Source organism: Bacillus sp. V3-13, assembly GCF_002860165.1.
In the GTDB taxonomy this organism is placed as follows: Bacteria; Bacillota; Bacilli; order Bacillales; family Cytobacillaceae; genus Bacillus_BJ.
In genome coordinates, this window is record NZ_PGUZ01000022.1 from 1 (window position 1) to 23,801 (window position 23,801).

The window sequence follows — 23,801 nt, forward strand, 5'->3', positions numbered from 1 at the left end:
AAGCGCCTTGGTCAGCCCCGACAAGCGCTGGCCGACTAAGAGCGCCACGTCCTGTGGCAACGTCGGCACTAGTACGTCCTGTACGTCGAAGGGCCTGACAGTGAAGTCGCTTTTTGACTTCATTGGCAGGACCGAAGCGACTCGAGCTGTGAACATCATCGCTTGTACCAAGCCATGATGATCACAAGATACTCAAGGAAGCAAAGTCAGGGATGAAAACTGGCTAGGCGCTGGAGCTGGACATCGAAACGCCCAACTATATTTAGAAACGTTTATACTTTCCTATAGCTCAAAAAAAATACCACAAAAAACTGTGGTACCGTACAATCTATTTCTTTTTGTCAACCAAGCTTGATCATCGTTACATTCCCAATTCTTTTCTTGAGCCATTGCGAAGCAATTTTGGTAAAAATCGCTCTTGAGCCTGTAACAAAAAATTGGTGTTCTGGATCGTTGTCACTGCTGTTCAACATGCGGTTATGATGAAGAATCGTGCTCACTTCCCGGGCGGTTTCTTCACCTGAGCTGATTACCTTCACACCGCTTCCCATTGTATTTTTTATCAATCCTTCAAGAAGGGGATAATGGGTACAGCCTAAAATCAACGTATCGAGACCTTTATTTTTCAAAGGCTGCAGCGATTCGGCGACGATTTTTTTGGCAACAGGGCCGGAAAATTCACCGCTCTCCACCAGCGGTACAAACTTTGGACAGGCAAGGCTTTTGACGACGGCCCGCTTGTTGATCGACTTCAATGCTGTTTCGTAGGCACCGCTCTTGATCGTTCCTTCAGTGCCAATCACGCCGATCTGGTGGTTGTTTGTCACTTTCAGCGCCGTTCTTGCTCCCGGGTAAATGACGCCAATGACCGGAATCGAAAGCTCGTTCCTAATCTCGTCAAGGACAACGGCAGTTGCTGTATTACAAGCGATCACGAGCATTTTAATATTTTTGCCAAGCAAAAATTGTGTCATTTCCCACGTAAAACGTTTTACTTCTTCACTGGTTCTTGGACCATATGGACAGCGGGCTGTGTCACCCACGTAAAATATCTGTTCAGCCGGAAGCTGGCGCATGACCTCCTTTGCGACTGTCAATCCGCCGACTCCCGAATCAATGATGCCTATCGGTTGTTTCAAAAATCTCGCCTCATTCTTCGCGCATATCTTGATGTAATTTCGTTAAGTTCTTTTTTAAAAGCAATACCTCTTCGCCGGAAAAATTGCGGAGTACTTCCTGCAAGTAGGCTTGTCTTTTTTTTATCACTTCGTCAATCACCCGCTTGCCTTCTTCCAACAGGTGAATACGGACAACCCTGCGATCATTTGGATCCTTTACCCTCATCACCAGCTTGTTCTTTTCCATGCGGTCAACAAGGTCGGTTGTCGTGCTGAAAGCTAAATACATCTTATTGGAAAGCTCCCCGATCGTCATATCACCGTCTTCAAACAACCATTGCAGGGCAACGAATTGAGGAGGAGTAATCGTATAATTGCTTAAAATCTCTCTTCCTTTTTGTTTGATGATTCCCGCTATGTAACGTAAATCCTTTTCAATATCTGCGACAATATTTGTTTCGTCTGCAGCAATATCTGTTTCGGCATTTTCATTCAAGCCTTCGAGCTTCATTTGGCACAACTCCTCTACTTACAATCAACAGTTCTCTTTAGTTTCTTTTATTTTCTACCTTTTCAGCCGAAATTTCAAGACAGAAATAAAAGGCAGGGAAGTAAGATTGTCCTTTAAATGTGTAACCGGCCTCCTTAAAAAGGATGCCGGCATAAATCAAAGTTCTAGCTCTCCCATGCGAAGGAGCTCTACAACGGCTTGTGAACGCCCCTTTACGCCAAGCTTTTGCATGGCATTGGAAATGTGATTGCGAACCGTTTTCTCGCTTATAAATAATTCACCAGCGATCTCTTTTGTTGTTTTGTCTTGTACTAACAGTTCGAATACTTCTCGTTCTCTTTTTGTGAGTAGTGGCTTGTGAGTATATTCATTCTCCTTCAAGTATTGTAACCCTCCTTGCCTTCGCCAGCTTTGAACCGCGGGATGGGTATATATTTAGTCACCATATCATATGTAAACAAAAGAAATGGAGTGACTACATTCTCTTGAAGGAGAGCCTTTTTATCAAAAAATGTACACCGATCATTTACGATTGGATTTTTTGCGGAGAACCGAGGAGCTCTCTCGCTTCTTCTGACCATGGAACGCCTTTCCCCGTTTCCCTGGAAATCTGGACCATTGTTCCTCTTCCAACAAAGCAAACAGCGCCATTCTTCTTTTTCCCTATGTAATGCAGATCGACTGAGGAATTTCCGATAGAGTTTGCTTTCACAAAAATATCTAATTGCTCGTCGAAAAACACCTGCTCCAAAAAGTCGCATTGCAGATCGGCAACAACCGGGATTGTCTCATTGCCAGGTTTTACCCATTCCTGCATAAATCCTTTGCTTTTAAAAAACTCAATCCTTGCCTGCTCAAAATAAACAAACGGAACCGTATTGTTCAAGTGGCCGAACATATCTGTTTCTGAAAAACGCACTTTAAGCGGATAAGCAAATTCAAATTCTCTTTCCCATGTGCTCCACTCTTTTATATAGGCTATCTTTTTCATTGCTTCCTCCTGAATAATGAATGAATATTCATTCTATTTTCTATATTATATTGATTTTTCACCGATTTGAAAACCTATTTGGGAAACCGAAAAAACACCGGCCAATGATCCGGCCGGCGCTTAACATGCTATTGTCTTCTGTTCCAAAAATCAAACCATTCAAAGTTGCCTCGTATTAGGACATATGTGCTTAATGGAGACACTGTCACCTTTCCTCCTTTTACGGTCGAAAGTGTTTTCGTACCGGCCTGCTTTTCATTTACAACCAGTCGCCAAGTGCCTCTATCCGGCAGCTTTACTTCAACACTGGAACGGTTGGCATTGTGGACTACCGCAATCGTCTCGGCAAAGTCTTTATTTGCGTGCCCGTCAAGCGTATAGGCTACCGAGTTGGCAGGAGCTTCTATAAACTTAAGATGTCTCTTAATTTGTTCTGCCGTTGTCATCCGGAAGGCAGGATGCTTCTTCCTGAGCTCTACCAGTCCCTTAAAATACTCTACCTCCTCGTCGAAATGACTGCGCCGCTCCCAGTCAAGCTGGTTGACGGAATCCGGTGACTTGTAGCTGTTATGGTCGCCGCCCTTTGTTCTCATGAATTCCTGGCCGGCATGGATAAATGAAACGCCCTGTGAAGTTAACACGGTTGAAGTGGCCAGCTTATGCATTTGCTTGCGTACTTCTTCGCTGTCATCAGGGTTTGTCAATTCAAGCTTATCCCAAAGAGTATGATTGTCGTGCGCTTCCACATAAGTGACCGTTTGTTCCGGATCAGCAGCAAAGGTCTTGATCGTGTCATCGTAGGAAATGCCGCCAACAATTCCCTTTTTCATCCGCTGTTCCATGCCAGGTTTCCCGTTAACAAAGCCATTGTCGCGCTCATCAAACACACTGCCCTTTAAACCATCGCGGATATCATCGTTAAAATGGCCGATTCCCGGCATTTTATAAGCATTCTTTTGGTTTGCTTTCTGTTCCGGATCGAGCGGTGTGTTGAGATCCCAGCCTTCTCCAATGATGATGATTGATTTATCGATTTTATCAAGCGCTTTTCGGACTTCATTCATCGTCTCTACATCGTGGATTCCCATCAAGTCAAAGCGGAAGCCATCAATATTATATTCCTTTGCCCAATAAGTTACAGAATCAATGATAAATTTGCGCATCATTTTATGCTCCGAAGCCGTATCATTTCCTACACCTGTTCCATTTGCCAATGAACCGTCTTCGTTATACCTGTAATAGTATCCGGGCACAAGCTTATGAAAATTGGATTCGAATGCACTGAACATATGGTTGTAAACAACATCCATCACAATCCGGATATCGTTTTGATGAAGCGTTTGAATCATTTGCTTCATTTCTTTAATCCGTACGGCCGGTTCGTAAGGATTCGTTGAATATGATCCTTCTGGAACATTATAGTTTTTAGGATCATACCCCCAATTATATTGAGGTGTATCGAGCTTCGTTTCATCCACGCTTGCCGTATTGTAATCGTACATCGGAATGAATTGCAAATGGGTGATCCCTAAATCTTTAATATGATTTAGTCCGGTCTTTACCCCGTCAGGCCCTTTTGTTTTGGCTTCAGCTACACCCGGGAATTTGCCCTTCAGCTCATCGGGAACGCCGCTTTCCGGGTGAATCGTTAAATCACGGATATGCGCTTCATAAATAATCGCGTCTTCCGGATTCTTAAATTTTGGCTTTTTGGACGACCATTTTTTCGGATCGGTTTTATCCAGGTTAATGACGGCCCCTTTGTCGCCATTGACCGCGACTGCACGGACATAAGGATCAACTGCTTCATTCCAATTGTCGCCGATTTTAACTTTATAAGTGTACAGAGTGCCCTCCCGGTCGCCTTTAAGCTTTGCCGTCCATGTTCCATTCCGGCTTCTTTCCATCGGAATTTCCTCGCCTGCTGTGCTGTTCCACTTATCATAGGTCACAAGCTTTGCTTCGCTCGCTGTAGGTGCCCACAGCCGGAACTTTGTTTCCTTCCTGGAATACTGGTTGCCAAGGTCATTTCCATCGTAGTAAAAGCGCTCTTCAAATGACGGGCTGCCGATGACTTTGCCCATTTGTACCGTTGCTTCGCCAAAGCCCGCTTTGCTTATCGTGTAAACAGCCGTCAAATCGAGTTCGGTTTTAGTCGTGATGACGGCCTTGTTCACCAGGTCTCCGGCGTCTGCTTTTGCCGCTTCCACTTTTTCAATTTCCGCCCCGGCGAGCTGAATCCCTGCGTGTTCTTCAGCAGATAGCGAAAACGGGACATTGGTTTCAAATGTAATTTTGTTCATTTCATCAATGGTGGCTTTGACAATCCGCGGTTCCCTGTCTACTTTTTCCGGCTGGTCAAAAATCCGCTTCTGGCCCTGGGCCAGCCAGACCTCCGCTTTCCCGCCATCTGTAAAGTCTGTGATAAAGCGGTCTTCACTGATGTCTTTTTCCGACCAGTCGTCTTTACGGACAATAAAGCCGACTTTTGTTGCTCCGTTTAGGTTATCAAGCTTAAGCGTGCCTTGCTTGCCAAAAGATGTAGTTCGATCGAGCTTTACCGCCTGGCCCTCCGTTTTATCGGTCCACACCCAGATATCCCAGTTATCATAATTCAAATCATAACGGTAATAGTTGAATTTCACTTCAAGACTATCATACTGTCTTGGAGCAGTTGGTCCGACCGGATTGGTTGTATAGACCTTATCGTCACCTGATTTGATCCATACTTCATCATTGCCGTCCCAGATCCCTTCAATAAAGCGGTCGCCGCCATCTTTCTCCCAGCTGTCTGTTCGGATGATAAAACCAATCCGGTTATGGTCCCCTTCAATTTTAAGGTCAGCAACCTTGCCGAAGTCATCTTCACCCGTAAATTCATGAACCTGGCCGCTCATCCCATCAGGCCATACCCATAAATTCCAATCTTTCGTATCTCCATCCTTCGGCTGATAATGAATTTTTATATTAGTAGTAATCTTTTTCGTGGCAGGCTGCACATGAATATTCCTTGGATTCAAGGCATCAAAAACAAACACATAATCATCATTTGCATCGGCTGTAAATTTTAAGTTATGCCCTTCCAGCCAGGCACCATCCATGACAAACTTGAATTCTACCGTTTCGCCTGCGTTGAGGGAAACCGGCTCGCTCTTCCAGACCTTTTCTTGAGAGTCATAGCTTAATGGATTGCTGTCACCATCCCAGGACAGCGGTGCCGAGCCTCTGAGCACGACCTTATCATAAACTTTGTTGCGGTCGATCGGCTTATCATTGTATTGAAGGGGCCCTTTGATTTCATAGATTGCAAAGGACTTTCCTTCAACAGCGAATTTCAAATCCCCATTGGCGTCACTTTGGAGAACTTCATTTCCCAGTGCATCCGTTAACGTGACAACGTTTATTTCAAGCTGGTTATAAAGCTGGTTCACATCGATTTCTTTGGCGCCAGAGCTTTTGTTCACAACAACGAGGAATTGTCCCCCATCATCGGAACGTTCATAGGCAAACAGATTTTGATCGGCCGCCAGCTGCTGGTACTCACCTGTGCTCAACGCCGTTTCAGATGTACGCAGATTGGCAAGCTTTTGATAAAAATCTCTTAGCTCAAGATCCTGCTTGCTTTCCTCCCACGGCATCATTTCCCGGTAGTAACGGTCCTTCCAGTCCGTCACCGAATTATGATCCTTGCTCTGCGATAATCCAATTTCATCACCGTAATAAATGATGGGAGCACCAGGCAATGTAAATTGAGTTGCCGCAGCCAGCTTCAATTTCGTTTTATCCCCGCCTGCTTCAAATAGAAAGCGCGGCTGGTCATGGCTGTCGAGGAATGAAGCCATCACGTATTCTTCTGGATAAGTCTCAAGGTTGGCCTTAACGGTATCCGCCAGTCCCTTTAGGGATTGGTCCTTGGCAAACGCATTGACGAGTGCATCCCTCATGCCGAAATCAAGGGCCCCATCGAGCTCACCTGCATAGGAATCGATCTTTTCGCGGCTGTCCCAAATCTCCCCGTAAATGAAGGCTTCCGGATTCATTTCCTTTACTTTATGGCGGAAATCGACCCAAAAACTGTAGCTCGGACCCTTCGCATAATCGAGACGGAAGCCGTCAAAGCCAAGCTCTGTCAGCCAGTATGGCACTACATCATTGATCATATAGTCTCTTGCATTGGCATTGTCGTTATTATATTCAGGAAGCTCCGCTATTCCGGAAAACGCTTCATACTTTGTAGGCCAGTCCGTAAACGTGTACCAATCGTAATAAGCACTGCCCTTTCCTTTTTCCAGTGCATCCTGAAAGAATGGGTGCTTAACCGATGTATGGTTCGCAACAAAATCGTAAACAACCTTTATATCTCTTGCATGGGCAGCGTCAATCACTTCCTTCATCAGTTCTGCATTGCCAAAGCGATCTTCAATTGCCTTGAAATCTGCCGGGTGGTATCCATGCGAATACGGCCCTTCAAATACAGGTGAAATCCAAATCGTATTTACACCTAGATCGGCAATGTAATCCATTTTATCGAGAACGCCCTGAAGATCTCTGCCCATCCAGCCTTTAAGCCTTTCATCGTATGGAAGGGAAGCGTTGTCCTTGTCATCGTTTGATGTATCTCCATTGCTGAAGCGGTCGACAAAAACATGATAGATGACGGCATTCTTTGCCCAATCCGGCGACGCAAACTCATCTACATAATAAGCAAACTCGGAAGCATCCCCAGAGTTTAGGCTGTTTGTATCAGCAAACTGTGAAGAAATGCCTTCTGTTGACCAAACATCGGCAATATATTTTACTGGTGTGTTTTCAGGTTGTTTCAGGATCACGCCCTTGAAAACGGTTGTCTTCAGGCCATTGGCCGTGCTTTCTGTATCTTTTACCAGTTTCACGGCATGGCCATTGGCTGCAGTGCCCCTGGAGCCAGCGGGCCGTGAGCCATCCGTGGTAAAATAAAGCGCACCTTCTGTGACATTCCCATAGTGCTGAACGGTAACAGTCGCTGTTACATCATCCTCACTCGTCGGGATATCAGGGCTAAATGCAAAATTATGAGTAACATTCTTTGCAACAGGAACGGCCTTCCAAGCCGTCACTTCATCCGCATATACTTTGCCGCCGTTAACAAAAGTCGCCTGGCGTCTCTCCGTCCGATTTTCAATATATTTTGCATCTCCAAGAGAATAGAGATATTCGATTGATTCGCCCTCATTGCCAGCAAGCTCAATTAACCATTTTCCGTCTTCTTTCTTTGTTAGCGAAGTGACCGTGTAATTAAAATCATTTAGTGTGGAACCCACGGTTGGAACCGTCCATTCCGGCGTCCCCTGCGGCAGCGTTACCTCAAGAGTCAGTGAACCGGTAAATTCTGATAAGTCGATCCTGACATCGACCTTTCTCTCCTGTTCAGGATGAAAAACGAACACATATTTTCCGGTTTGCGGCGGGGTAAAGCGGAGGTTTTCTCCCTCCATCCAATTGCCGTCCATCACAAACTTGTATTCTACTTCCTTGCCTCCCGGTAAACTGACGGGTGCACTTTTCCATACCCCCTCTGCTGCATCATATGTAAGCGGGTTTGCATCAGAACTCCAGTCCAGTGCGTCTGCGTTTCCACGTAAGACTACTGTTTCATAAGCCTTTGTCTGCGCATGCGATTGTTGTGCAAACGGTACCACAAAAGTAGAAAAGAAAAGGATACACGCCAAAAAAGTCGAAAAAAACCGCTGCATACACAGCCTCCTTTAAAATAATAATCATATTATGAAAGCGTTTGCGCAATTCAACAAATAAAGAGCAATAAATGCAAACGTTTTCATGAAAAGAGTATCATTTTCTTAATATTTAGGCATTAGGTCCAATTACCTCTTTTTAATCTAAAAAAGCAAAAAAACAACCTCTCTTCAAAACATGAAGTGAGGTTGTTTTAACTCAGATTATACCTGGTCGCTTCCAAAGAAGCTTCGGAATGCTTGAATCGATGTATCGCGATTCAAGGCGGCAATGGAAGTAGTCAAAGGAATTCCCTTCGGACATGATTGGACGCAGTTTTGTGAGTTACCGCAGTTGGCCAGCCCGCCGTCTCCCATAATCGCTTCGAGGCGTTCAGATTTGTTCATTTCACCGGTTGGGTGCGCATTGAACAAGCGAACCTGCGACAATGGTGCGGGACCAATAAAATTAGATTTGCTGTTGACGTTCGGGCATGCTTCCAAACAAACGCCGCAAGTCATACATTTAGAAAGCTCGTATGCCCATTGCCGTTTTTTCTCAGGCATGCGCGGGCCTGGTCCTAAATCGTAGGTTCCATCGATTGGAATCCACGCTTTTACTTTTTTCAGAGAATCAAACATGCGGCTCCGGTCAACCTGGAGGTCGCGGACAACCGGGAATGTCCGCATCGGCTCAAGGCGGATCGGCTGTTCAAGCTGGTCAACCAGAGCTGTACATGATTGGCGCGGTTTTCCGTTAATCACCATCGAACAGGCTCCGCACACTTCTTCCAAACAGTTCATATCCCATGTAACCGGGGTCGTTTTCTCCCCTTTAACATTAACAGGGTTTCGGCGGATTTCCATCAATGCCGAAATCACGTTCATATTAGGGCGGTATTCAAGTTCAAAAGTCTCCTGGTAAGGGGCTTGATCAGGGCTATCCTGGCGTGTTATTTCAAATCGGACTGTTCTTTTCTCTGACATACCTTGTTACTCCCCTTTCTTCTTCGAATAATCGCGCTTGCGCGGCGCGATTAAAGATGTATCGACATCTTCATAATGGAAGGCCGGTGCAGATTTTGCATCCACAAACTTCGCCATCGTTGTTTTCAGGAACTCCTCATCGTTTCGCTCGGGGAATTCCGGTTTATAATGGGCACCGCGGCTTTCATTACGGTTATAGGCACCGATCGTGATGACGCGGGCAAGCTGCAGCATATTTTGAAGCTGGCGTGTAAACACCGCACCCTGGTTGCTCCACTTCGCCGTATCATTAATATTGATATTTTCGTATCTTTCGAGCAGTTCAACGATTTTCTCATCGGTTTTTAATAGCTTGTCATTGTGGCGGACAACCGTGACGTTATCCGTCATCCACTCGCCGAGCTCCTTATGAAGAACATAAGCATTTTCAGTTCCGTTTAAGGACATAATCTGGTTCCATTTCTCTTGCTCTTGCTGGACATAGCCATCAAAAAGGGCAGACGAGATCGAATCAACGCTCTTTTCAAGGCCGCTTATATAACGAATTGCATTAGGTCCGGCAACCATTCCCCCGTATATTGCGGATAATAGCGAGTTTGCACCGAGGCGGTTGGCACCGTGCTGTGAATAATCACATTCACCGGCAGCAAATAAGCCGGGAATATTGGTCATTTGATCGTAATCGACCCATAAACCGCCCATTGAATAATGAACCGCAGGGAAGATTTTCATCGGAACCTTGCGCGGATCATCACCCATGAATTTTTCATAGATTTCAATAATTCCGCCCAGCTTTATATCAAGCTCTTTCGGATCTTTATGGGAAAGGTCAAGGTAAACCATGTTCTCGCCGTTGATCCCAAGCTTGAGATCGACACAGACATGGAAGATTTCCCTTGTTGCGATATCACGCGGCACAAGGTTTCCGTATGCAGGGTATTTTTCTTCAAGGAAATACCACGGTTTTCCGTCTTTATATGTCCAGACGCGTCCGCCTTCACCGCGGGCAGATTCACTCATCAGGCGCAGCTTATCATCACCCGGGATTGCCGTCGGGTGGATTTGAATAAATTCACCGTTCGCGTAATAGGCGCCTTGCTGGTACACGATCGAAGCCGCAGAACCTGTGTTGATAACAGAATTCGTTGATTTGCCAAAGATAATCCCCGGTCCGCCTGTCGCTAAAATGACAGCATCTCCAGGAAAAGATTTAATTTCCATGGAGGTTAAGTTTTGGGCAACTATACCGCGGCAAACTTGATCATCGTCAAGAACAGCCCCCAAAAACTCCCAGCCTTCATACTTGGTCACGAGACCTGACACCTCGTAGCGGCGCACCTGCTCGTCCAACGCATACAGCAGCTGCTGTCCTGTTGTTGCACCGGCAAAAGCTGTGCGGTGATGCTGTGTTCCGCCAAAGCGGCGGAAGTCAAGCAGTCCTTCAGGTGTCCGGTTAAACATAACACCCATCCGGTCCAATAGGTGGATAATTCCCGGTGCCGCCTCGGTCATCGCCTTGACAGGAGGCTGATTAGCAAGGAAGTCTCCCCCGTATACAGTATCGTCGAAGTGCTCCCAAGGGGAGTCACCTTCCCCTTTCGTATTAACTGCCCCATTGATGCCGCCCTGGGCACATACAGAGTGGGAACGCTTCACCGGCACTAATGAAAATAATTCTACCGGCGTCCCCGCTTCCGCAACCTTAATGGTTGCCATTAAGCCGGCTAAACCGCCGCCGACTATGATCACTTTCCCTTTACTCATCGTGACTCACTCCCCAATCAGTAGTCCGTCCATATTAATCTATCGTTCTTGCTTTTGTTTAAACAAAGGCGGTCAGCGCGCGAATTCCAATAATAGAAAGCGCAATGAACACTCCAAGCGTTACATACGTGGAAATTCTTTGCGAACGCGGGCTTACGGTAATTCCCCAGCTAACAAAGAATGACCAGAGACCGTTAGCAAAATGGAATACAGTCGAAATCACTCCGACTATGTAAAACCAGAACATAAATGGATTCGCGAGAATATTCTCCATCATCTCATAATTAACTTCTGCCCCGAAGGCCGCCGCCACACGTGTTTCCCAGACATGCCACGCAACGAAAATAAGCGTAATCACACCTGAAACGCGCTGGAGCATAAACATCCAGTTGCGGAAATAACCAAAACTGCTGACATTGTTTTTTGCAGTAAAAGCAATATAAAGTCCATAAATTGCATGAAACAATAACGGCAAATAAATTAAAAAGACTTCAAGGAAAATCCTGAATGGTAGACTTTCCATAAAATGTGCTGCGTTATTGAAGGACTCTTCTCCCCCGGTCGCAAAATGATTCACTGTCAAGTGCTGGATTAGGAATAACCCGACCGGAATGACTCCCAGCAACGAATGCAATCTCCGGTAAACAAACTCCCGACTGCCTGCCATGAACTTACCCCCCTATTTTTTAAAAACTGACGCTCAGGTTTTTCGACAATCCCCTTCTGCCGGACTGCAACCTATCAAAATCAATTTTTTACAATTATGTGACATGTTCATTTTACTCTCATCAACATAGAGCGTCAAGAAAACGGATACACAAAAATGTCTATATAAATAAAATTTTTAAAATATATTGATATTATTCCAGAACAGCCAAAATCAGCTTGGCAACACGTGATGCAGCAACAAAAAAATCGGTTAAATGGCATAAAAAACAAGATCGTAACATACAAAATATTTTTTTGGAAGTTTGCAATTTTTTGTTTGGAGGTATGGTAACGAATATATTAAAATAACAATATTTTCTTGTTCATCGCCCGGTCTCTTTCCATAAAATTTAGCTTACTTTCAGCCGGAATTGTATATAATATATTTATAGAAAGAGGGGAAGCGCATTGAGTATTATTTCAGCAACAGAACAAACGGAAGAAGAACTTCCAACTGTAACTGAATTTGGCTACGAACTGATCAGGGAAACTCTGCTAACGGAACTGCTTGGCAACGATGGACCAGAAATTTTATACTGGGCGGGCAAGCGTTTAGCCCGTAAATACCCGTTAAACAATTTTGCAGAAATCGCCGCCTTTTTTAAACAGGCTGGTTGGGGCATCCTTACGATTGAAAAAGAGACAAAGCATGAATTGGATGCAGAATTGTACAACGGGCGGATTTTAAGAAAACCGAAATCGAAAGAAAGCGGCCATTTCCAGCTCGAAGCCGGCTTTCTCGCCGAGCAGATTGAGATGCAAAAGAACGCCGTTGCAGAAGCGTTTGAACATCCGCGCAAAAAAGGGGCAAAAGTCCATTTTACCGTTAAATGGGATATCAAGGATTCTGTTGATAGATAAAAATCAAATCAGTTAGTTATTGCTGTCCCGCCTGTAAAAGAAAGCTTTCAAAGGTACCTGCCCTTTGAAAGCTTTTTTATTGTTGATGGGGCGCTTACAGCTGGACCTTGGTTCCTGAAAGCTCAAATGCCTTGTGCAACGCTTCAGTCGCCTTCAGCATTTGCTGTTCCTCTACTACTGCTGAAACTTTTATTTCTGACGTACTGACCATTTTAATTTGAATGCCGCTCGCTGCGAGCACCTCGAACATCTCGGCTGCGACACCCGGGTTTGAAATCATGCCTGAACCGACAATTGAAACCTTCGCCAGGCCAGCTTCTGATTCGATTCGTTCATAATTCAGCACGCCCTTGTTATCTGCAAGCACCTGCAAAGCTTCCTGAAAATCTTCACTTTTAATCGAAAATGACAGGTTGGTGGTATCGGCTGACGTCGTGCTCTGGATAATAATATCCACGTTTATCCTGTGTTTCGCCAGTGTTGAAAAAATGGTTGCCAGGCTTGTCAAAGAATTAGACAGCCCAAACACCGTCATTCTCGTAATTTCATCTTCAAACGCCACCCCGCGTACAATTAAATTTTGTTCCATTGATACTTCCTCCTCGATGATTGTTCCTGCTTCACGTTCAATGCTGGACCGTACTTCCAGCGGCACATGGTAATTTTTCGCAAATTCAACCGCACGCGGATGAAGCACGCCCGCACCCAGATTAGCAAGCTCAAGCATTTCATCATAGGAGACGGAAAAAAGCTTGCGGGCCTCCTTTACATAGCGTGGATCTGTTGTGAACACGCCTGTTACATCCGTGTAAATATCGCATTTATCGGCATTCAATGCAGCCGCCAGGGCGACAGCGGTCGTATCGGATCCGCCCCTTCCAAGAGTGGTGATTTCGCCTTCTTCTGTTACCCCTTGAAATCCGGCGACAATGACAATTTTCCCGTTGTTAAGCTGCTCCTGAATCCTTTCCTTTTTGATATCAAGGATTCGCGCATTTCCATGAATTGGCTCTGTGGCAATTCCCGCCTGCCAGCCCGTAAAGGACACGGCATCATGGCCCTTTTTATTCAAAGCCATTGATAACAGGGAAATCGTGACCTGCTCCCCGGTTGTCAGAAGCATATCCATTTCACGTTTGTTCGGCTGTGCGGAAATTTGTTTGGCAAGACCGACAAGTTCATCAGTCGTTTTTCCCATCGCCGAAACAACGACAACAACATCATTTCCCCTTTGTTTTTCTTCGATCACCCGTTCTGCTGCATTCAGAATCCGTTCGACGCTGCCGACGGAGGTTCCCCCAAATTTTTGAACAATTAAACCCACTGTTTCCCCTTCTTTCTGTTAATTCCTATAGCTGTTATCCGGTCTGTATTCCGGGTCTTTCACGCTTTTTTTAAAAGCCTGTCCAGCACCTTTGAATTCGTGATTCCGCATTTTCCGGTGCAAAACCGGCAACAAAAAAAGCAATGAGATAACTATCCCATTGCTGTGACGGACGTAAACAATAATAGGGACAAGCAGCTTCAGGCTTGTTTCCTTAAAAGTACGCATGCACAGTGAGATAGCTCTCCAAGACGATGTCTTGACAATCCTGCATTTTTTCAATTCAGGACCAGCAAAGAAACGAATGAGCATTTCTTCACTTCGGCAAATTCCCCTTTCAAAGCTTTTCACAGAAGCTCACCCTTCTCCAAGCTTTTACTGATGAAATTTGCACCTCTACCTTCACTTTAACGCTCTAAAGTGATGTTAATATCAAAGTTTGCTTTATTATAGCACGGGTTCAAAAAGCTGACAATGTCATTGCTGTAATTTTTCGAACAAATCTGCTGCTACATTCGCGGGAAGCCCGGCAGCCACCAGTTCTTCCAGCGAAGCCTCCCGCATTTTTTTCACAGATCCAAAATGCTTCAGCAAGCCTTTTTTCCGCTTCTCACCAATTCCCGGAATGTCATCAAGCAAAGATTGAAAAAGCCCTTTACCGCGAATTTGGCGATGAAAGGTGATCGCAAAGCGATGGACCTCGTCCTGAATGCGCTGCAGCAAATAAAATTCCTGGCTGTTCCGCTCAAGCGAAATGACCTGAAGCGGAGTTCCGAACAGGAGCTGGGAAGTCCGGTGTTTGTCATCCTTCACAAGGCCGGAAATCGGAATATCAAGGCCGAGCTCATTCTCCAGCACATCCCTGACGGCTTCAATATGGCCTTTGCCTCCGTCAATAATAATCAAATCGGGCAATGGGAGGCCTTCCTTCAACACCCTTGAATACCGTCTCCAGGCTACTTCGCGCATTGATTCATAGTCATCAGGCCCTTGGACTGTTTTTATTTTATACTTGCGGTATTCTTTCTTTTCTGCCTTTCCATCAATAAAAACGACGAGTGCCGATACCGGGTTTGTTCCCTGGATATTCGAATTATCAAAAGCCTCAATCCGGTGCGGTGTATAGATGCCCAGCGCTGCGCCGAGATTTTCGACCGCTTTAATCGTTCTTTCCTCATCGCGTTCGATCAGCGAAAATTTTTCCGCAAGGGCGATTTCCGCATTTTTCATGGCAAGCTTAACAAGCTCCTTTTTTTGTCCGCGCTGCGGCTTTAAGACCTTCACTTGAAGGAGCTCCTCCGCCATTTGTGTATTAATCGAATCCGGCACTAATATTTCCTTCGGTTTAAAATGGTTCGCTTTTTCGTAAAACTGCCCCAAAAAGGTGAGCAGTTCTTCTTCCGGCTCATTATAAACCGGAAACAGCGAAACATCCCGTTCGATTAACTTGCCCTGCCTGACAAAGAAAACCTGGACACACATCCAGCCTTTATCGACTGCATAGCCAAACACATCTCTGTCGGTGAAGTCGGTCGTCGTCATTTTTTGCTTTTCCATCGTTGCTTCGATATGGGCGATCTTGTCGCGGTATTCCTTCGCCCTTTCAAAATCAAGCTCTTCAGCTGCGGCAGCCATTTTCTCCGATAATTCCGCTTTGATTTCTTTATAACCGCCGTTCAAAAAACGGATGATTTCATCGGTGATATTTTTATATTCCTCTTCGCCAACCGGCTTCACACATGGTGCCAAACACTGCCCGAGGTGATAGTACAGGCAAACCCGGTCCGGCATTGTCGAACATTTGCGGAGTGGATAGATTCTGTCAAGCAGCTTTTTCGTTTCGTTCGCTGCCTGAACGTTCGCGTACGGGCCAAAGTACTTCCCTTTGTCCTTTTTTACGTTTCTCGTAATGATCAGCCGCGGATGGCGTTCGGCGGTGAGCTTGATAAAGGGGTAGCTTTTGTCATCCTTCAGCATCACATTATACTTTGGATCGTATTTCTTGATTAAGTTCAATTCAAGAATCAAAGCTTCAATATCCGAAGAAGTCACAATATATTCGAAGTCTTCAATTTCGTTTACAAGCCTGAACGTTTTTCCGTCATGCGAACCGGTAAAGTAGGAACGAATCCTGTTTTTTAAAACCTTCGCTTTTCCGACATAAATAATCGTCCCCTGCCGGTCTTTCATCAAATAACATCCGGGCTGGTCGGGAAGAAGCATCAGTTTATTTTTGATCATTTCATTCATTCTGTCCACCTCCTTCGTTGCTTTTCCATTTATATAAAGTGATGTCGGAATAAACCGGATCAAATAGCTCATTTGAATTGAATTCTGCGATTTTTTCAAGCTTTCCATCCAGGTTTATTCCCTGGGCATGAAATCCCTTCACAACCTTATCTGTCAGTAAAATATTCCGGTCAGAATAAACCGCGGAATCATGTTGGAATACTTGAAAAGTTTCAAGCCGCTTATGGGGAAATGAAGCATCCAGGTATTTTAATACCCTTGTTTCCTCCCATGTATAAACGACTATTTTCCGGTTGCTTTGTTCAAGATAGCCGGCCATTTGCAGGACCGCCGGCGCATTGGTTGCCTGCTCTTTCACAAGCCTTGCTGATTGCACAACCTGCGCCGCTAAAATAATAACTAAAATCCCGGTTATAAGCGGGTGTTTCCGGCGAGATAGCATAAAAACCAGTATAACAAAAAGGAATAAAACCGTTAATGGGAGAATATGCCTTGGTTTATCTATATTTTGCGCCAGCAGCGCCCAGATAAAGTAAACAAAGAACAATAAGGCCGGAAGCCTTAAAAATCGGCTTTGCATAAAAATTTTCGGCCTGAATCCATACAAAAATAACAAAAAAAGCAATCCATACAAACAGCCCAATAACACGGATTGAGCCGAAATTCCCGTCCAAAAGAAATTATCGATAACGAGCTGCCCGGCCCTGGCGGCAACCGATTCACTTCCAGGTGCCACGGCGCCGCCCCAGCTCTGAAAATGTCCGCTAGTAAAGCTAAGCGACAGTTTAATGAACCCGGGCAAACCACCTTCCGAGACAATAATTGCGATTACCCATACGAGCTGGAAAATGACCGCCACTGCTGATAGACCAAAGATTTGCCTGAGCGAAAGCTGGTTCGTTCTCCTTTTTATATAAAAAAGATAAATGGCACCGATTGAAAATGGCAGATAAGATAAGCGAATCCCCAACATGATGCTTAACAAAAAAAGCGGCAGGATCATAAACAATATCCGCTTTCTGATCAAAGCGACTTGCAGGCTCCATAAATACCACCATATAAACGCAAGAGCAGCACCTTCCGAGATCGGCTGGTTTACCATTACAAGACAATAGCTTGCAGTATATAACACGGCAGTCATCAACGCGGAAATTTCCCTGGCCAGATGGACTCTTGCTAATTTGTAGATTGGGTACAGGGAACTCACGTAACAAAGAATATTAAAAAGAGTCAATGCCTGGGCCGGATTTTCGACGAACAAGTGGACAAGCTTCCCCCCTAAAATAAAATAGGGATAGCCCGGAAAATGGGGCTGCATAGCCATTATATCGTATCTTTGCAATCCAAGCGTGAAATCTACCTGATCCCATGTCGACGCAAACGGATTGGGATAAACAAGCTGAACCGCAATGACTGTAATGATAGAAATCAGGCTGAACAAGTACAGGAAAGCCGGAGAGAAGAAATGGCGCCCGGCCAGATTACGAATCCTTTGCAAATCATCACCATCTTTACACAATATCTTCAATGCAAAAAGTACAAGGCGGATTACCTTGTACTTTTTGCACTGAAAAAAATCCTTTTATTTCGCCTGGGCCTCCAACCTGTCCATGACCGGATTTTCTTCCGTCCGTGCCTTTTGTTCCGATCGACGGCTTTTCCGGGAAGAGGTCAAAAGGTATATCGCTGCGAAGTAGCCGAAGTAGGCAATCACTTCTTCAATTGACGGCATCGAAGAATAGCCAAACAATGCTTTCAGGAAAATGCCAATTTCGCCTGACAGCAATGGTGCTGTTCCATGATCGCGAAGATAGTGGCTGTAATCAATCGGATGCTCTGGTAAAAACCAGGTAATATCGTACAGATGGGGAATGACGCTTCCGATCATGTCTAAATCCTGCATCATCGAAATCGCCTGGACAAGCAATCCCGCCGAGATCAAAATAATAAACGCCCCGGTCACTCTAAAAAAGGTTTTAAGCGGAATGCGCATTGTACCTTTAAAGAATATATAGGCGACGACCGCTGCCAATACCGCTCCGGTGATCGCTCCCCAGCCCTGCATGGCGGCCCCAATGTTTCCGCCGGTAATAGCAGCAAAGAAAAAGACGGTCTCAACGCCTTCGCGCAATACAACAAGAAAGGAGTGAATGACCATGCCAACAATATTTCCGGCAGATATAAACCGGTCGATCTTGCCTTCCATTTCCCCTTTTAAATCCCGGCTGTGCTTTGCCATCCAGAACACCATTTGCGTTAGCAGGATTGTCGAAACGATCATAATGCCGACTTTTAAGTACATTTCACTTCCCATTGCCGCAAAACCGGTAAAGACAACCTGGAATAACATAGCTACACCAACGCTCGCAATCACGGCAAGCCCGGCTCCAAGCCAGACAAACTTGGTGTATTTGCCGTTATCCATTCTTTTCAGGTAAGTCGTAATAATTCCCACGATCAACAATGCTTCAAAAACTTCGCGGAACGTGATCAACAGCGCCTGGATTTCCACTATGCTTTCCCCTTCCCAAGATGTTTTCCATTTTTGGCCCGGCTTCAATGCCGGATTATTTCAATCTTCTTTTTCTCAGCGTAAAAGCTGCTACACCAACAATGATTGCTACAATCAAGACGAGCGGAATCCAATTTCGCAAGCTGGACAGATCGGTCCAATCCTTTTTGCCCGAAGCCGTTTCAGTGTCGTTTTCACTTTCCGTAAAATGCCCCACTTCGAGACTTGCGATATTGTACTCTTCCTGCAGTGTTGATAAAATCGTTTCCTTGCTCGATTTAAAGGCTTCAATATCTGATTCCTTTTTGCCGACTCCGAACAATCCCGGGTTCCCGAGAGCGTTCAAAGCAGCATCAAATTCAGCTCTAAGCTTTTTATCGGTTTCCGGATTTTCCGCTTCAATTTTAGGTGATAACGCTTCATATGTAGCAAAACCCTTTGCGAGCAGTTTCTTGCTTGTGTCATATTCATTAAAATTTTGCTCAATGCTCTCAAGCCGCCTTGCAATATTTAAGACGAGCAGCTTCTCCATGTTTTCCGTTACGCCTTCTTTGTCTTCCTCTTCTATGTCGTTTAGAATCACTTCGGAAGGCTCGGGGCCCATGTGCATATCAACTTCCTCTTTTACCGTTTCATAAAGGGATTTGGCCGAAGCAAAATTTGGAGGGGATTCGTCTAATTTAATCATCATTTCCTTGTAAACTTCCGCGAGTTTTTCTTCATTCGGATCGCCGTATGAATAGGCAAATGCCTGATTAACCCCGATGCTTGCATAAACGAATATAGCGGTGAAACATAAAAATAGATATTTTTTCATTGTGTTTCCCTCCATTATCAATGATAATGATTATCAATATTAATGTCAATCCACATTTTCTCAGAAATATCACTTTTTTTATTATGAAAATGCTTGTTTACCTGGAAGGGCTTATTTTTTCATCCGTTAAAGCAGGTGAATCGCTTTCTATGCCCACCTTTTTGACCGGCCTGCGCATTTCCCGCCATATTGCAGGAAGCACGGAACCGATATAGGACTTGAATTTGATAAAAGAGTCACCTGTTGTCCGAACTTGATACTGAATTGGAATCTCCTTCACGCGAAATCCTTTTCTGACAAGATTCAATGTCAGTACCTGGGCATAATTGTAGTCATGGATGATTTCCGCGTGCTCGATCGCTTGTCTCGAAAAAGCCCGCATACCGGACTGGCCGTCAAAGATGATTTTTCTAAGCAATACGCATTGCAGAAAAGTAAAAAAGTAATTTCCGAGGCGCCGGTGCAGCTTCATCCCGTTTATCGTGCCGCGAAACCGGGAACCGATTGTATAATCAGCTTCCCCGGAAAAAATCGGTTCTATCAATTCAGGGATTTGTTCCGGGGGATATTCGCCGTCCGCATCGATCATGATCCCAATATCCGCCCCCCGTTCAAGGCATTCCTGCAGGCCCGCGCGCACCGCAGCACCCAGCCCTTTATTTTGTGCAAAACTGACAATATAATCTGCCCCTGCTTTGTTCGCAACAGCGGCAGTTTGATCTTTGGAACCATCGTCGATGACAAGAACCTTGACTTCCACCTGCGAATGAAAATCACGGGGAATGCGGGCAATCACATCCCCAATCACGGCTTCTTCGTTGTAAGCCGGTAAAAAAACAATCACTTGGTGTTTATGCATGTTTGATCTCTTCCTTTTTTACATCTATCGCTTCTTTTACATCTATCGCTTCAAGCAAAACTTTGCCGCGGCTATGGTCGGGATATGGAGCCCCCAGTAAATAAGCAATCGTTGGGGCTACCGATACAAGGCTATGTTTATCTTCCACTTTCTTTCCCTTTAAAATGTTGGGGCCGTTCATGAAAAATGGCACAAACCGTTCCCCTTCATCCAAGTGGCCATGGCCGCCGATCCCGTCCGCCTGCCCGTGGTCGGCACAGACGATGAGCGTTGTATTTTTCATTTTTCCTTCCTTTTTCAGCCACGCGACAAAATTTTCGACAAGGGCATCGGCTTCCTGAATTTTATCGATATATTCATCGTAGAGGACGCCCCTGCTGTGCCCGGTCTGATCGGTTGCGATCATCTGGACAACCAGCAAATCGGGATCCTGTTCCTTCATGATTTTTTTGGCCCGCTCAATAATATTCGGATCTGCTTGATCGTTGTGCATCACAGCCGTTACCGTTTCAACATCATCGCCCATCGAATCGACCAGGTGGGCAATTCCGAGCAGGCGACCCTTTTTGCCGATTTTCCTGAGCGAATCAAAGATGCTTTCCACTTTAATCCCCAGCTTCCAGACCATGTTTGACTTAATCCCGTGTTCATAAGGGTATGTTCCGGTAAACATCGAAGTGAAACAGACAACTGTCCTGGCCGGATACACTGTCTCCATATTCATAAATTCAGTTCCGTTTTCCTTCAGTGAGTCCAGAAAAGGAGTTGTGGCTTCGTAAAACCGTTCTTTTCTCATCCCGTCAATCACAATCACGATCACTTTGTCGGACAAGGGCTTTCCGGGAGGCTGGTCCGCACTTGTAAAGCCGGGATTCATCTTCGGTTTCCAATCAAACAAATTCCTGTGCAGGATAAAGGCAAACAAAAACACAAATCCATAAAACAGTGATAATCCTATCAGGCTTTCCTTTGACAGGGCCACACCGTTTTGAGAGGCCATTTCCCAGACTGACAAAATCAGAAAAAATTTCGGCAGCTGTTCCTGGGCATTCCCGCTCGTGGAATCACTGTTTTTCAGCACCAGCTTCCAAAAACGGGTAAAGTTCAGCCACGATGTCCCAATTCTTAAGTGATAATAAAGTGTTCCCCAGAAAAAAACCGTAAAGAAAAAATAGAGAGCCGCAGAAAATAACAGCAGCGGCACGCTTGCAGTCTTCCAGACAATTAGAAAAATAACGAACGGTATCCATAAATAATTCCGCAAAAATAATGGAAAGTCATAAATAAAATAAAGGACCAGAAGCGGTATAATGATCAAGAATGAAATAAATAAAGCAAATAATTTGCCGCTATCAAACAGATCCGCAAAATGATACAGAAGCATCGTCCCGATCACGAAAATAGGCGTAAACGGTTTTCCCTCATTCAAGAGATTCCAGCACCTTGCGGCAATTTTTTCAAACGTCGAAGCACTTTTCATTGCTCCTTCACCCTCTCTGTTTTATCCATTTTTTTATCATTTTTAGCGAGACCGGAAATACCAATAAACTCACGGTCCCAGCCAAGTAGGAAAAAAGAAATTTAAGGCCATGGGTTAGTAGTGCCAATGTGTATCCTTCGTTTAGCGGAAAACCAACCAGATTTAAGGCAAATGACATAACCGCTTCATAGCTGGCGATGCCGCCGGGGGTTATCTGAAATACCTGCCCGGCAATGGTGATGCTATTGACCCAAACAGCCTCGAAAATGGGGATCTTTCCGCCAAGTGCCAAAACAGTACCATACAGCACCGCAGCTTCCAGGAGCCAGCTTGTCAACGTCAACAGAAAAATCGACAGGCTGTTGAAGCCTGAAAATGCCCCTTTTAGCAATAACCAATGACGGTCGACAATTTCCGGAAAGCTTCTCTTAACGTAAATGAAAGCTGTTAAACCTGAAACAAGAATAAGCAAAAGCAAGAAATAAGGGACCTGATACGCAAGATCAAAAACAACAATCCCTGCCAGTGCTATCGCAGCAAGGCAAGCCATATCGAGTGTCCTCAGGATAATGACCGAATGGATCGCTTCTTCTGCCGTAATCTGTTTATCCCTTGCAGGAAGAACGGCGGTGCGTACGATATCCCCTGCTTTAACGGGAAGGATGTGATTGATCAACAGGCTGTAAAACAAGCCGAGCAGGCAGGATGTGAATCTCGGCCTTCCTTTTAAATATGCTTTCCATGCTGCGGCTTTTAAGGTGAAGGACAGAAAATAAGCTGCCATGACAGCTATCACAATGCCCGGTTTATTCCAGAGCTGTTTCCCGCTTGCCCATAAATGCTCCCAATCAAAAAAATAATAGGTGAGCAATACAAAAGCAAGAAGCAAAAGGGATGCAGGGATCTTTTTAAAGGAAGCTTTCATGTTGCTTTGCCCATTCGACTGTTCTGGCAATTCCTGTCCGAAAATCAACAGAAGGTTGATAGCCCAACCGCATTTTCGCTTTTGTAATATCCGCCCATGTTGAATGGACGTCTCCTTTTCGCCGTGCTTCCCGCTTTATTTTCATGTCTGGAAAAAACGATTTTAATTCATTTAGCAGCGTGTCCATCGAAACAGGCCTTCCTGAGCCAATATTGAGGACTTCGCTGCTGTCAAGCCTGGTCAGCGCATAATAAATTCCGTTAATAATATCGTCAATGTATGTAAAGTCCCTGGCGCTGCCATTTCCGTATACGGTAATTTCTTCAGATTTCAGCAATTTCTTAATAAATAAAGAAATAGCCATATCCGGGCGTCCCCATGGACCGTATACCGTAAAAAAGCGCAAGATCTTAACGGGAAAACCATACAGATGCTCATATACCCGGCAAAAAGCTTCTGCCGAATACTTTGAAGCGGCATATGGCGAAATCACATTTCCTTTTGCCATCTCTTCCGAACAGGGCGTTCCGTGAATGTTTCCGTATACGGATGATGAAGAAGCAAAGATGAGCTGCGACGTATTTGACTTGCCTGCGGCTTCCAAAACATTAATCGTCGCTTTTATATCATAATCAACATACTCGAGCGGGTTCATTATCGAATAGGCAACCCCCGGCAATGCCGCAAGATGGATGACTGCTTCTGGAGAAATCCGCTCGAAGAGGGCCGTTGTCTCCTCGCTGTTCAATAAATCAACATCGTGAAATTTGAAATCCCCGGCGCTCTGAAGATTGTGGAGATGCTGTTTTTTCCTATCAGGGGAATAATAAGGGTGAAGATTATCGACAATCGTCACTTCATGCTGTTCTTTCATTAACCTCTGCGCCAAATGGCTCCCGATGAACCCGGCTCCGCCGGTTACTAATACTTTCATAACGCGCACCTCTTTAAATGAACTAACACATACCAATCTACCACAAGAG

18 protein-coding genes, 1 pseudogene and 1 riboswitch are annotated in these 23,801 nt (G+C 45.0%); of the genes and pseudogenes, 1 reads left to right on the top strand and 18 read right to left on the bottom strand.

The genetic code is table 11. The features are described 5' to 3' along the window. Window positions 1-341 precede the first annotated feature (341 nt). The 9 genes and pseudogenes from racE to CU633_RS08670 form a co-directional block, all read right to left on the bottom strand. The gene (gene racE, locus CU633_RS08635; protein ID WP_101659457.1) at window positions 342-1,139 is read right to left on the bottom strand and encodes a glutamate racemase; all 798 of its coding nucleotides are present in this window, start codon (window positions 1,137-1,139) and stop codon (window positions 342-344) included. Window positions 1,140-1,149: 10 nt separating this feature from the next. Continuing rightward, the gene (locus CU633_RS08640; RefSeq protein WP_101659459.1) at window positions 1,150-1,629 is read right to left on the bottom strand and encodes a MarR family winged helix-turn-helix transcriptional regulator; all 480 of its coding nucleotides are present in this window, start codon (window positions 1,627-1,629) and stop codon (window positions 1,150-1,152) included. A 156-nt stretch (window positions 1,630-1,785) separates the two neighbouring features. After that, window positions 1,786-2,010, bottom strand: coding sequence for a spore germination transcription factor GerE (gene gerE, locus CU633_RS08645; RefSeq protein ID WP_009796032.1), 225 nt, complete (start codon window positions 2,008-2,010; stop codon window positions 1,786-1,788). Between the two features lie 145 nt (window positions 2,011-2,155). Next, window positions 2,156-2,620: an acyl-CoA thioesterase gene (locus CU633_RS08650; protein WP_101659461.1), complete on the bottom strand. Its 465-nt coding sequence runs from the start codon at window positions 2,618-2,620 to the stop codon at window positions 2,156-2,158. Window positions 2,621-2,748: 128 nt separating this feature from the next. Then, entirely contained in the window at window positions 2,749-5,640 is a 2,892-nt protein-coding gene (gene pulA / locus CU633_RS08655; RefSeq protein WP_257958580.1) for a type I pullulanase, read from the bottom strand. A gap of 609 nt (window positions 5,641-6,249) precedes the next feature. Continuing rightward, window positions 6,250-8,352 (bottom strand): annotated as a pseudogene (locus CU633_RS23545) (alpha-amylase family glycosyl hydrolase); the annotation flags it as partial. A gap of 204 nt (window positions 8,353-8,556) precedes the next feature. Beyond that, window positions 8,557-9,318, bottom strand: coding sequence for a succinate dehydrogenase iron-sulfur subunit (gene sdhB / locus CU633_RS08660; protein WP_101659463.1), 762 nt, complete (start codon window positions 9,316-9,318; stop codon window positions 8,557-8,559). Between the two features lie 6 nt (window positions 9,319-9,324). Beyond that, the gene (sdhA, locus tag CU633_RS08665; RefSeq protein ID WP_101659466.1) at window positions 9,325-11,082 is read right to left on the bottom strand and encodes a succinate dehydrogenase flavoprotein subunit; all 1,758 of its coding nucleotides are present in this window, start codon (window positions 11,080-11,082) and stop codon (window positions 9,325-9,327) included. A gap of 58 nt (window positions 11,083-11,140) precedes the next feature. Beyond that, window positions 11,141-11,749 carry a succinate dehydrogenase cytochrome b558 subunit gene (locus CU633_RS08670; protein WP_101659468.1) on the bottom strand — a complete coding sequence of 203 codons (609 nt, stop codon included), beginning with the start codon at window positions 11,747-11,749 and terminating at the stop codon, window positions 11,141-11,143. A gap of 449 nt (window positions 11,750-12,198) precedes the next feature. Here CU633_RS08670 and CU633_RS08675 point away from each other — a divergent pair, with 449 nt between their 5' ends. Continuing rightward, the gene (locus CU633_RS08675; protein ID WP_101659470.1) at window positions 12,199-12,651 is read left to right on the top strand and encodes a YslB family protein; all 453 of its coding nucleotides are present in this window, start codon (window positions 12,199-12,201) and stop codon (window positions 12,649-12,651) included. A gap of 94 nt (window positions 12,652-12,745) precedes the next feature. Here the strand turns inward: CU633_RS08675 and CU633_RS08680 are convergent, their stop codons facing one another. From CU633_RS08680 to CU633_RS08725, 9 genes are all read right to left on the bottom strand, one after another. Beyond that, window positions 12,746-13,975 (bottom strand): aspartate kinase, encoded by a 1,230-nt coding sequence (locus tag CU633_RS08680; RefSeq protein WP_101659472.1) that lies wholly within the window; start codon window positions 13,973-13,975, stop codon window positions 12,746-12,748. 231 nt (window positions 13,976-14,206) lie between these two features. After that, a riboswitch (Lysine riboswitch) is annotated at window positions 14,207-14,382 on the bottom strand. Between the two features lie 70 nt (window positions 14,383-14,452). Beyond that, complete coding sequence (gene uvrC, locus CU633_RS08690; protein ID WP_219620952.1) at window positions 14,453-16,225, bottom strand: excinuclease ABC subunit UvrC; 1,773 nt, start codon at window positions 16,223-16,225, stop codon at window positions 14,453-14,455. Then, a complete protein-coding gene (locus CU633_RS08695) occupies window positions 16,218-17,723 on the bottom strand; it encodes a hypothetical protein (RefSeq protein ID WP_101659475.1) in 1,506 nt (501 codons plus the stop codon). The genes uvrC and CU633_RS08695 overlap by 8 nt, the downstream gene beginning before the upstream one ends. Window positions 17,724-17,807: 84 nt before the next feature. Further along, window positions 17,808-18,737: an FTR1 family iron permease gene (locus tag CU633_RS08700; protein ID WP_101659476.1), complete on the bottom strand. Its 930-nt coding sequence runs from the start codon at window positions 18,735-18,737 to the stop codon at window positions 17,808-17,810. 55 nt (window positions 18,738-18,792) lie between these two features. Continuing rightward, the gene (locus CU633_RS08705) at window positions 18,793-19,554 is read right to left on the bottom strand and encodes a hypothetical protein (protein ID WP_101659477.1); all 762 of its coding nucleotides are present in this window, start codon (window positions 19,552-19,554) and stop codon (window positions 18,793-18,795) included. Window positions 19,555-19,651: 97 nt separating this feature from the next. Continuing rightward, window positions 19,652-20,413 carry a glycosyltransferase family 2 protein gene (locus tag CU633_RS08710; RefSeq protein ID WP_101659478.1) on the bottom strand — a complete coding sequence of 254 codons (762 nt, stop codon included), beginning with the start codon at window positions 20,411-20,413 and terminating at the stop codon, window positions 19,652-19,654. Then, complete coding sequence (locus CU633_RS08715; protein ID WP_101659479.1) at window positions 20,406-21,893, bottom strand: alkaline phosphatase family protein; 1,488 nt, start codon at window positions 21,891-21,893, stop codon at window positions 20,406-20,408. Before CU633_RS08715 ends, CU633_RS08710 begins: the two co-directional genes overlap by 8 nt. Before the next feature lie 7 nt (window positions 21,894-21,900). Further along, window positions 21,901-22,818 (bottom strand): lysylphosphatidylglycerol synthase transmembrane domain-containing protein, encoded by a 918-nt coding sequence (locus tag CU633_RS08720; RefSeq protein WP_101659480.1) that lies wholly within the window; start codon window positions 22,816-22,818, stop codon window positions 21,901-21,903. Then, on the bottom strand, window positions 22,802-23,752 hold the full coding sequence (locus tag CU633_RS08725) for an SDR family NAD(P)-dependent oxidoreductase (RefSeq protein WP_101659481.1): 951 nt from the start codon (window positions 23,750-23,752) through the stop codon (window positions 22,802-22,804). Before CU633_RS08725 ends, CU633_RS08720 begins: the two co-directional genes overlap by 17 nt. Between the last annotated feature and the right edge of the window lie 49 nt (window positions 23,753-23,801).

Coding starts and splice junctions, on each gene's coding strand:
- CU633_RS08640 (WP_101659459.1), bottom strand. CDS start 1,629: ATGAAGCTCGAAGGCTTGAATGAAAATGCCGAAACAGATATTGCTGCA.
- CU633_RS08650 (WP_101659461.1), bottom strand. CDS start 2,620: ATGAAAAAGATAGCCTATATAAAAGAGTGGAGCACATGGGAAAGAGAA.
- sdhB (WP_101659463.1), bottom strand. CDS start 9,318: ATGTCAGAGAAAAGAACAGTCCGATTTGAAATAACACGCCAGGATAGC.
- sdhA (WP_101659466.1), bottom strand. CDS start 11,082: ATGAGTAAAGGGAAAGTGATCATAGTCGGCGGCGGTTTAGCCGGCTTA.
- CU633_RS08670 (WP_101659468.1), bottom strand. CDS start 11,749: ATGGCAGGCAGTCGGGAGTTTGTTTACCGGAGATTGCATTCGTTGCTG.
- uvrC (WP_219620952.1), bottom strand. CDS start 16,225: ATGAATGAAATGATCAAAAATAAACTGATGCTTCTTCCCGACCAGCCC.
- CU633_RS08705 (WP_101659477.1), bottom strand. CDS start 19,554: ATGAAAAAATATCTATTTTTATGTTTCACCGCTATATTCGTTTATGCA.
- CU633_RS08710 (WP_101659478.1), bottom strand. CDS start 20,413: ATGCATAAACACCAAGTGATTGTTTTTTTACCGGCTTACAACGAAGAA.
- CU633_RS08715 (WP_101659479.1), bottom strand. CDS start 21,893: ATGAAAAGTGCTTCGACGTTTGAAAAAATTGCCGCAAGGTGCTGGAAT.
- CU633_RS08720 (WP_101659480.1), bottom strand. CDS start 22,818: ATGAAAGCTTCCTTTAAAAAGATCCCTGCATCCCTTTTGCTTCTTGCT.
- CU633_RS08725 (WP_101659481.1), bottom strand. CDS start 23,752: ATGAAAGTATTAGTAACCGGCGGAGCCGGGTTCATCGGGAGCCATTTG.